This window comes from Thiobacillus sp. 65-1402, from assembly GCF_001897685.1.
Lineage (GTDB): Bacteria > Pseudomonadota > Gammaproteobacteria > Burkholderiales > Thiobacillaceae > Thiobacillus.
Map to the genome: position 1 here is coordinate 1 of NZ_MKUG01000092.1, position 9,606 is coordinate 9,606.

A 9,606-nucleotide genomic window follows, 5' to 3' on the forward strand; every position below is an offset into this window, starting at 1 on the left:
CTCGGTCGGCGCGGTGATCCTGGGCGACTACGAGCACATCAAGGAAGGCGACGTCGCCAAGTGCACCGGCCGCATCCTCGAAGTGCCGGTCGGCCGCGGGCTGCTCGGCCGCGTGGTGAACTCGCTGGGTCAGCCGATTGACGGCAAGGGTCCGATCGCCGCTGATACCACCATGCCGATCGAGCGCATCGCCCCCGGCGTGATCGAGCGTAAATCGGTCGACCAGCCGGTGCAGACCGGCCTCAAGTCGATCGACGCCATGGTGCCGGTCGGCCGCGGCCAACGCGAACTGATCATCGGCGACCGCCAGACCGGCAAGACCGCGGTCGCGATCGACGCCATCATCAACCAGAAGGGCACCGGCGTTAAGTGCATCTACGTCGCCATCGGCCAGAAGGCGTCTTCGGTCGCCAACGTGGTGCGCAAGCTGGAAGAGCACGGCGCGATGGACCACACCATCGTCGTCGCCGCGACCGCTGCCGACGCCGCCGCGATGCAGTACATCGCACCGTACTCCGGCTGCACCATGGGCGAATTCTTCCGCGATATCGGCGAAGACGCGCTGATCGTGTACGACGACCTCACCAAGCAGGCCTGGGCCTACCGTCAGGTGTCGCTGCTGCTGCGCCGCCCGCCGGGCCGCGAAGCCTATCCGGGCGACGTGTTCTACCTGCACTCGCGCCTGCTCGAGCGTGCCGCCCGTGTCAACGCCGACTACGTCGAGAAGATCACCAACGGCGCCGTCAAGGGCAAGACCGGTTCGCTGACCGCACTGCCGATCATCGAAACGCAGGCCGGTGACGTCTCCGCCTTCGTGCCGACCAACGTGATCTCGATCACCGACGGCCAGATCTTCCTGGAAACCGACCTCTTCAACGCCGGTATCCGTCCCGCGATCAACGCCGGTCTGTCAGTGTCCCGCGTCGGCGGCGCCGCGCAGACCAAGGTGATCAAGAAGCTCGGCGGCGGTATCCGTCTGGCGTTGGCGCAGTACCGCGAACTCGCGGCTTTCGCCCAGTTCGCCTCCGACCTCGACGAAGCCACCCGCAAGCAGCTCGAGCGCGGCCGCCGCGTCACCGAACTGATGAAGCAGGCGCAGTACTCGCCGATGTCGGTGTCGCAGATGGCGCTGTCCCTGTTTGCGGTCAACAAGGGCTACATGGACGACGTCGAAGTGAACAAGATCCTGCCGTTCGAGTCCGCGCTGCTGGCGTTCGTCAAGTCGAAGCACCCCGGCATCATGGACACCATCGAAACCAGCGGCAACCTGGATGAGGCCACCGAGACGGCGCTCACCGCCGCGGCGGAAGAGTTCAAGAAAACCGGCGTCTATTGATAGACCGCGCTGATTAGGAGCCAATAATGGCAGCCGGAAAAGAGATACGGACCAAGATCAAGAGCGTGGAAAACACGCGCAAGATCACCAAGGCCATGGAGATGGTGGCGGCGTCCAAGATGCGCAAGGCGCAGGACCGCATGAAGGCCGCGCGCCCGTACGCCGAGAAGATCGCCCGCGTGGCGACGCACCTGGCGTACGCCCACACGGAATACAAGCATCCGTTCGTGATCGCGCGCGACAACGTCAAGCGCGTTGGCCTCATCGTCATCAGCTCCGACAAGGGCTTGTGCGGCGGCCTCAACACCAACGCCTTCCGCGTGATGGTGGGCCAGATGAAGCAGTGGGAAGCCGCTGGCGTCGGCATCGACGTCACCGCGATCGGCAACAAGGGGCTGGGTTTCATGCAGCGCCTCGGCGCCAACGTGGTATCGCAGCTCACCGGCCTGGGCGACACCCCGCACATGGACAAGCTGATCGGCCCGGTCAATGTCATGCTGAATGCCTATATGGAAGGCCGGATCGACGCCCTCTACATCGTCTACAACCGTTTCATCAACACGATGAAGCAGGAGCCGACGCTGACCCAGCTGCTGCCGTTGGCGCAGATGGAAGACGCCGAGGAAGCCAGCCTGAAAACGCACTGGGACTATATCTACGAACCCGATGCCAAGCCGGTGGTCGACAGCATGCTGATGCGCTACATCGAATCGCTGGTGTATCAGGGCGTGGCCGAGAACATCGCGTGCGAACAGTCGGCGCGAATGGTGGCGATGAAGGCCGCGTCGGACAACGCCAAGGACGTGATCGGCGAACTCAAGCTGGTTTACAACAAAACCCGCCAGGCCGCGATCACCAAGGAACTGTCGGAAATCGTGGCAGGCGCAGCAGCGGTTTGACGCGCATACAGAATTCAATAGATTAGGAAATCAACATGAGCAACGGAAAAATTGTTCAGATCATCGGCGCCGTGGTGGACGTGGAGTTTTCACGTGACGCCATGCCCAGGGTCTTCGAAGCGCTGAAAATGCAGTCCCCGGAGCTGACGCTGGAAGTCCAGCAGCAGCTGGGCGACGGCGTGGTGCGCGCCATTGCGATGGGCTCCACCGACGGCTTGCGCCGCGGCATGGAAGTGCTCGCCACCGGCAACCCGATCCTGGTGCCGGTCGGCCAGGCGACCCTGGGCCGGATCATGAACGTGCTCGGCACCCCCATCGATGAGATGGGCCCGGTGAATACCGACACCCACATGCCGATTCACCGCAAGCCGCCCGCCTACGCTGACCAGGCCGCGACGGTGGAAATTCTCGAAACCGGCATCAAGGTCATCGACCTCATCATGCCGATCGCCAAGGGCGGCAAGGTCGGCCTGTTCGGCGGCGCCGGCGTGGGCAAGACCGTGACCCTGATGGAACTGATCCGCAACATCGCCGTGGCCCACTCGGGCTTCTCGGTGTTCGCCGGCGTCGGCGAGCGGACCCGCGAAGGCAACGACTTCTATCACGAGATGAAGGAAGGCGGCGTGCTGGACAAGGTCGCCCTGGTCTACGGCCAGATGAACGAGCCGCCGGGCAACCGCCTGCGCGTCGCGCTGACCGGCCTGACCATGGCCGAATACTTCCGCGACGAAGGCCGCGACGTGCTGCTGTTCGTCGACAACATCTACCGCTACACCCTGGCCGGCACCGAAGTGTCCGCGCTTTTGGGCCGGATGCCGTCCGCGGTGGGCTACCAGCCGACGCTGGCCGACGAGATGGGCCGCCTGCAGGAGCGCATCACCTCCACCCGCACCGGCTCGATCACCTCGTTCCAGGCCGTGTACGTGCCGGCGGACGACTTGACCGACCCGTCGCCCGCGACCACCTTCGCGCACCTCGACGCGACCCTGGTGCTCTCCCGTCAGATCGCCGAACTGGGCATCTACCCGGCGGTGGACCCGCTCGATTCGACCTCGCGTATTCTCGACCCGCAGGTCGTCGGCGAAGAGCACTACAACGTCGCCCGTGCGGTGCAGGGCACGCTGCAGAAGTACAAGGAACTGCGCGACATCATCGCGATCCTGGGGATGGACGAACTGTCGCCCGAAGACAAGCTGGCGGTGGCCCGCGCGCGCAAGATCCAGCGCTTCCTGTCGCAGCCCTTCTTCGTCGCCGAAGTCTTCACCGGCGCGCCGGGCAAGTACGTCACGCTGAAAGAAACCATCGCCGGCTTCAAGGCGATCGTCGACGGCGAATACGACCATCTTCCCGAGCAGGCCTTCTACATGGTCGGCCCGATCGAAGAGGCGGTCGAAAAGGCGAAGACGATTCAATAAACAAGGGATCAGGGGTCGGGATTCAGGATACAGGGAAAAGCGCGGCGCTGCCGCACCAGCCCTGCCCCCTGGCCTCTGAATCCTGAGCCCTAACGAGGTTACAAAATGGCCATGACCCTACACGTCGACATCGTCAGCGCAGAAAAATCGCTCTACTCCGGCACCGCCGAAGTGGTGATCGCCCCCGGCATGCGCGGCGAGCTCGGCATCTACCCGCGCCACACCCCGCTGTTGACCACGCTGAAGCCCGGTTCGGTACGCATCAAGGTGCCCGGCCAGGCCGAAGAGGAACTGGTCTACGTATCCGGCGGCATCCTCGAGGTACAGCCCAACGTCGTGACGATCCTGTCCGACTCTGCGGTTCGCGGCGCCGACCTTGACGAAGCCAAGGTCCTCGAAGCCAAACGCGCTGCCGAAGAAGCAATGAAAGACAAGGCGGCCACGCTCGACTATGCGCAAGCCCAGGCCGAGCTCGCTCAGGCCGTGGCGCAGCTGGCTGCAATCAAGAAATTGCGCAAGCTGACCTGATTGCCTGGCGGCGCCATAAAAAAGCAACCTTCGGGTTGCTTTTTTTTATGCTGCAAATTATGGTGAGTGAATTGGATTCTGCATGGTTTGCCAGCAACGCGATGCGCCAACCGGGTGAAAAAAGCGCCCGCGAAGCGCGATTGATGCGGCGTTCATGCTCGAGGGGAAGCAAAGCAGGCCTGCGGATTAAGGGCCAAACTGTAAAAACTTGATAAAAAAACAGGGGGAGCCAATTCTACGAGCCATGAATGGGATTACATTTCGGGGCATTGTCGACGATGCTTCGTTTCGCTGGCCCTTGGCCTCAATTTATGGGCACGGGCGGGCTGTCTGCAATGCAATAATTTCCTGAATACACATTAAGAATTTGCTGGAACTCATCACAGGAGCCTAAACATGCGTGCAACACCTTTTCTTTTCAGTGTACTTGGTGCAACCCTGATCTCTGCCGGGGTTGTCAGTGCACAAGCGGCCGAAGGCCCTTTTTACGACCCGACCAATGCCGCCAGCACGACGGGAAAAACCGTCGGTCATGAGCTTTTCAAGACGATCGGCTGTCCTGGCCGAGGGCTGCTCGATGCCCCTTGCCAGGAGCCCAAGCCGGTTGACAGCGACGGCGACGGCGTGGTCGACGGCAAGGACAAGTGCCCTGGCACGCCGGCCGGCCGCAAGGTCAACGCCGACGGCTGCGAACTCGACAGCGACGGCGACGGCGTGGTCGACGGCAAGGACAAGTGCCCTGGCACGCCGGCCGGCCGCAAGGTCAACGCCGACGGCTGCGAACTCGACAGCGATGGCGACGGCGTGGTCGACGGCAAGGACAAGTGCCCTGGCACGCCGGCCGGTCGCAAGGTCAACGCCGACGGCTGCGAACTCGACAGCGATGGCGACGGCATTGTGGATGGCGCCGACAAATGCCCCACGGTATATGCCAAAACCGCCGACGGCTGTCCGCCGCCCGCCGCCGCCGCGCCCGTAGCGGAACCTGCGCCTGCCCCCGCGCCGGCACCCGCCCCGGTTCCGAAGACACTGAAGCTGGAAGGTGTTCATTTCGATTACGACCAGGCTGTTGTGCGGCAGCAAGACTTCGCCGTCCTCGACCAGGCCGCCGCGACGCTGAAGGAATGGGGCGAAGTGAAGGTGGAAGTGGCGGGTCATACCGATAGCCGGGGAGCTGACGGCTACAACATGAAACTGTCCCAGCGCCGCGCCGAAGCCGTTCGCAGCTACATGATCGACAAAGGCGTTGCGGCCGACCGCCTGACGGCCAAGGGTTATGGCGAATCCCGGCCGGTTGCCGATAACGGGACGGAGGACGGCCGCTTGCAGAACCGCCGCGTCGAACTGGTGCCGCAAAAGTAATTGCATTTTTGTCCGGCATGGACAGCTGAGTACGGGGGCTTCGGCCCCCGTTTTTTTTTTACCGTCGCGGTGGCGCCATGCCGGCATGGGTCGCTCTGAGACCTCGGTACGGGTAGCCGGGATCAGCCGCCTTAATTATTCGGGCGGATACACTCAGGCCTTATACTTGGCGCGGGTTTTGCTGCTCATTTTGCTGACGCGATACATCCCTGACAACACGAATGCATTCCATGCTTGAAATCCTGATTCTCGCGGCGGGCAAGGGCACCCGCATGCGCTCCGATTTGCCCAAGGTGCTGCATAAGCTGGCGGGCAAACCCCTGCTCGGGCATGTGGTGGATACGGCCCATGCGCTTGGCGCGGCGCAGACCTGTGTGGTGTATGGCTTCGGCGGTGAGGCAGTGCCGCAGGCGATGGCTGACGACAAGCTGACGTTCGTGCTTCAGGCCGAACAGCACGGCACGGGGCATGCGGTGAAGCAGGCGCTGCCCAAGCTGGCGGACGACGGTGTGACGCTGGTGCTGTACGGCGATGTGCCACTGACGCACACGGCGACCCTGCAGCCATTGGTGGAAGCCGCGCAGGCCGGCCAGCTGGGCCTGCTGACGGTGAATCTGGCCCATCCCGACGGCTATGGCCGCATCGTGCGCGAAAACGGCAAGGTTGTGCGCATTGTCGAGCACAAGGACGCGACGGCCGCCGAGCGGGCGATCAGCGAGGTCAACACCGGCATCCTGGCGGTGGCGACGCGCCATCTCAAACGCTGGATCAACGAACTCAAAAACGACAACGCCCAGGGCGAGTACTACCTCACCGACATCATTGCGCTGGCGGTGCGCGACGGGGTGGCAGTGGACACTCACCAGCCGGCATACGAGTGGGAAGTGCTGGGGGTGAACAGCAAGGCGCAGCTCGCCGAACTCGAACGCATCCACCAGAACGAGATTGCACAGGCGCTGCTGAACGATGGCGTGACCCTGCTCGACCCGGCGCGGCTCGACGTGCGCGGCATCCTGAGGTGCGGGCGCGACGTGGTGATTGATGTCAACTGCGTATTCGAAGGGCGCGTGGAGCTGGGCGATGGCGTGCAAGTGGGCGCCAACTGCGTGCTGCGCAACGTGACGGTTGCCGCCGCTACGCGCATCGACGCCTTCACCCTGATCGACGATGCGGCGATCGGCGAAGCCAACCGGCTGGGGCCGTTCTCGCGCATCCGTCCCGGCACCACGCTTGCGCGCGACGTGCACGTCGGCAACTTCGTCGAGATCAAGAACAGCCAGATCGACGACGGCTCCAAGATCAACCACCTGTCCTACGTGGGCGACACCACCATGGGCAAGCGGGTCAACATCGGCGCCGGCACCATCACCTGCAATTACGACGGCGCCAACAAGCACCGCACCGTCATCGAGGACGACGTCTTTGTAGGCTCCGCTACGCAACTGGTGGCGCCGGTCACCGTCGGCAAGGGGGCGACCCTGGGCGCCGGCACCACGCTGACGAAAGACGCGCCCGCCGGCGAACTCACCTTGGCGCGAGCGAAACAGCTCACCCTCAGCGGCTGGAAGCGGCCGCTCAAACAGAAAAAGGAAGCCTGAACATGTGCGGCATAGTCGGCGCAGTTGCGCAACGTAACGTCGTCCCCATCCTGCTTGAAGGACTGCGGCGGCTGGAATACCGCGGCTACGACTCGGCGGGCCTGGTCACCATCAACGGTGGTCTCAAGCGGGTGCGCAGCGTGGGCCGGGTCGCCTCGCTGGCGGAAGCGTGCGTGGCGCAACAGGTGCACGGCCACCTCGGCATTGCGCATACGCGCTGGGCCACCCACGGCGCGCCGTCCGAGGCCAATGCGCACCCGCATGTCAGCGGCAGCCTGGCGGTGGTTCACAACGGCATTATCGAAAACCACGAAGCCCTGCGCACCCGGCTCAAGGCGGCAGGGTATGCGTTCAACTCGGAAACCGATACCGAAGTCATCGCGCACCTGATCCACCTGTATTACCAGCAGAGCAAGGACCTGCTTGCCGCCACCCGTGCCGCAGTGGCCGAACTCGAAGGGGCCTACGCCATCGGCGTGGTAAGCGAGGACGCACCCAATCGGCTGGTCTGCGCACGCAAGGGCAGCCCGCTGCTGATCGGCCTCGGCATCGAGGAAAACTTCATTGCCTCCGACGTCTCGGCCGTGCTGCCGGTGACCCAGCGCGTGATGTATCTGGAGGAGGGCGACGTCGCCGACATCGGCCTGCTGGCGGTGACGGTGTACGACGCCGCGGGCAGGCCGGCCGACCGCAGCGTGCACATCTCCGAGCTGTCGGCCGACATGGCCGAGCTCGGCAACTACCGCCATTTCATGCAGAAGGAAATCCACGAGCAGCCGCGCGCGCTGACCGATACGCTGCTGACCGCGGTGGCGCAGGATCATGTCCAGCCCGAATGGTTCGGCTTCGACGCCGCCGAGGTGCTCGGCCAAGTGAACGCGGTCACCTTCCTCGCCTGCGGCACCAGCTTCCATGCGGCGAAGGTGGCCACCTACTGGCTGGAAGAGATTGCGGGGATTCCGGCGCATGCGGAAATCGCCAGCGAATACCGCTACCGCACCTCGGTGCCCAATCCCGATGCGCTCGTCGTCACCATCTCGCAGTCGGGCGAAACCGCCGACACGCTGGCGGCGCTGAACCACGCCAGGGAACTGGGCCAGGACAAGACGCTGACCATCTGCAACGTGCCCGAATCGGCGCTCACCCGCGCGTCGCGGCTGAAATTCCTCACCCGTGCCGGTCCCGAGATCGGGGTCGCCTCGACCAAGGCCTTCACCACCCAGCTCGCCGCCCTGTTCCTGCTGACCCTGGTGCTGGCCAAGCTGCGCGGCCGCCTCTCCGCGCAGCAGGAAGCCGCGCACCTGGCGGCGCTGCGCAGCCTGCCGAATAAAGTGCAGCAGGTGCTGGCGCTGGAGCCGCAGGTCGAAGCCTGGTCGCAGCGCTTCGCCAACAAGCACCACGCGCTGTTCCTCGGCCGCGGCGTGCATTATCCGATCGCCCTCGAAGGCGCGCTGAAGCTGAAGGAGATTTCCTACATCCACGCCGAAGCCTACCCGGCGGGCGAGTTGAAGCACGGGCCGCTGGCGCTGGTGGACAAGGACATGCCGGTGATCACCATCGCCCCCAACGACCAGCTGATCGAAAAGCTGAAGTCGAATCTGCAGGAAGTGCGCGCGCGCGGCGGCGAACTGTATGTGTTCGCCGACGGCGACGTGCACATCGAGGAGTCGGCCTTCGTGCACGTCATCAAACTGCCCGGCGGCAGCAACGGCGCGCTGTCGCCGATCCTGCATACCGTGACGCTGCAGCTGCTGTCGTATCACGCCGCCTTGCAGAAGGGCACCGACGTGGACAAGCCGCGCAACCTGGCGAAGTCGGTAACCGTGGAATGAGGCGATAGGACCGCGGCGCATCTGTGCCGCGGAACCGGGCGGCGCGGCTCAGTGCCGCTTGTGGTCTTCCTTCAGCGCCAGGGTGGCGACCTGGACCCGGTTGCGCAAGCCGAGTTTTTCCATGATGTTGCGCAGGTGATTGCGCACGGTGTTTTCAGACAGGGTCATCTTGTAGGCGATGGCCTTGTTCGACAGCCCTTCCTTCACGTGGTCGACGATTTCCATTTCGCGCGCGGTGAGTGCGGACAGCGCGCTGTTGTTGAGCTCGCCGCGCGCCATCTTCTGCATGATGTTGAGCGGGAAGCTGCTCTGGCCGTCGCATACGCTGCGAAGGGCCGCCAGCACCTGGTCGGGTTCGCTGGATTTGATGACGTAGCCGTCGACGCCGGACGAGATGGCTTCGGAAATTTCCTCGTCGGAATCGGCAATGGTGAGCATGATGACCTTGATGCCGAGGTCGCGCAGGTCGGAGACCAGGTCCAGCCCGTCCGCATCGGGCAGCGAACGGTCGAGCAGCGCGGCATCGGCCCGGTTTCCTGCCGCCAGCCAGGCGCGCAGTTCTGCGGCATTGGCCAGCTGCGCGGTCAGCGTCAGGTCCGGTTCCTGCTGGATATAGCCTGCCACGCCCATGCGCAG

At 64.0% G+C, this 9,606-nt stretch carries 8 protein-coding genes; 7 read left to right on the top strand and 1 reads right to left on the bottom strand.

Features of this window, described 5'->3' with window-relative positions:
• From atpA to glmS, 7 genes are all read left to right on the top strand, one after another.
• On the top strand, positions 1-1,336 hold a 1,336-nt coding region (gene atpA, locus BGO62_RS07670; RefSeq protein ID WP_296640914.1), incomplete at its 5' end, for a F0F1 ATP synthase subunit alpha.
• A gap of 26 nt (positions 1,337-1,362) precedes the next feature.
• Entirely contained in the window at positions 1,363-2,235 is an 873-nt protein-coding gene (gene atpG / locus BGO62_RS07675; RefSeq protein ID WP_296640916.1) for a F0F1 ATP synthase subunit gamma, read from the top strand.
• Positions 2,236-2,270: 35 nt separating this feature from the next.
• The gene (atpD, locus tag BGO62_RS07680; protein WP_296640918.1) at positions 2,271-3,650 is read left to right on the top strand and encodes a F0F1 ATP synthase subunit beta; all 1,380 of its coding nucleotides are present in this window, start codon (positions 2,271-2,273) and stop codon (positions 3,648-3,650) included.
• Between the two features lie 105 nt (positions 3,651-3,755).
• Complete coding sequence (locus BGO62_RS07685) at positions 3,756-4,178, top strand: F0F1 ATP synthase subunit epsilon (RefSeq protein ID WP_296640921.1); 423 nt, start codon at positions 3,756-3,758, stop codon at positions 4,176-4,178.
• Positions 4,179-4,574: 396 nt separating this feature from the next.
• Positions 4,575-5,540: an OmpA family protein gene (locus BGO62_RS07690; protein ID WP_296640922.1), complete on the top strand. Its 966-nt coding sequence runs from the start codon at positions 4,575-4,577 to the stop codon at positions 5,538-5,540.
• A 221-nt stretch (positions 5,541-5,761) separates the two neighbouring features.
• On the top strand, positions 5,762-7,138 hold the full coding sequence (gene glmU / locus BGO62_RS07695; protein WP_296640923.1) for a bifunctional UDP-N-acetylglucosamine diphosphorylase/glucosamine-1-phosphate N-acetyltransferase GlmU: 1,377 nt from the start codon (positions 5,762-5,764) through the stop codon (positions 7,136-7,138).
• A gap of 2 nt (positions 7,139-7,140) precedes the next feature.
• Entirely contained in the window at positions 7,141-8,970 is a 1,830-nt protein-coding gene (glmS, locus tag BGO62_RS07700) for a glutamine--fructose-6-phosphate transaminase (isomerizing) (protein WP_296640925.1), read from the top strand.
• Positions 8,971-9,018: 48 nt separating this feature from the next.
• On the opposite strand, the gene BGO62_RS07705 is transcribed toward glmS, so the two are convergent.
• A partial coding sequence (locus tag BGO62_RS07705) for a response regulator transcription factor (RefSeq protein ID WP_296640930.1) occupies positions 9,019-9,606 on the bottom strand: 588 nt, incomplete at its 5' end.

Bases quoted from the DNA above. Each gene is read 5' to 3' on its own strand.
- atpD (WP_296640918.1), top strand. From the start codon at position 2,271: ATGAGCAACGGAAAAATTGTTCAGATCATCGGCGCCGTGGTGGACGTG.
- atpG (WP_296640916.1), top strand. From the start codon at position 1,363: ATGGCAGCCGGAAAAGAGATACGGACCAAGATCAAGAGCGTGGAAAAC.
- BGO62_RS07685 (WP_296640921.1), top strand. From the start codon at position 3,756: ATGGCCATGACCCTACACGTCGACATCGTCAGCGCAGAAAAATCGCTC.
- BGO62_RS07690 (WP_296640922.1), top strand. From the start codon at position 4,575: ATGCGTGCAACACCTTTTCTTTTCAGTGTACTTGGTGCAACCCTGATC.
- glmU (WP_296640923.1), top strand. From the start codon at position 5,762: ATGCATTCCATGCTTGAAATCCTGATTCTCGCGGCGGGCAAGGGCACC.
- glmS (WP_296640925.1), top strand. From the start codon at position 7,141: ATGTGCGGCATAGTCGGCGCAGTTGCGCAACGTAACGTCGTCCCCATC.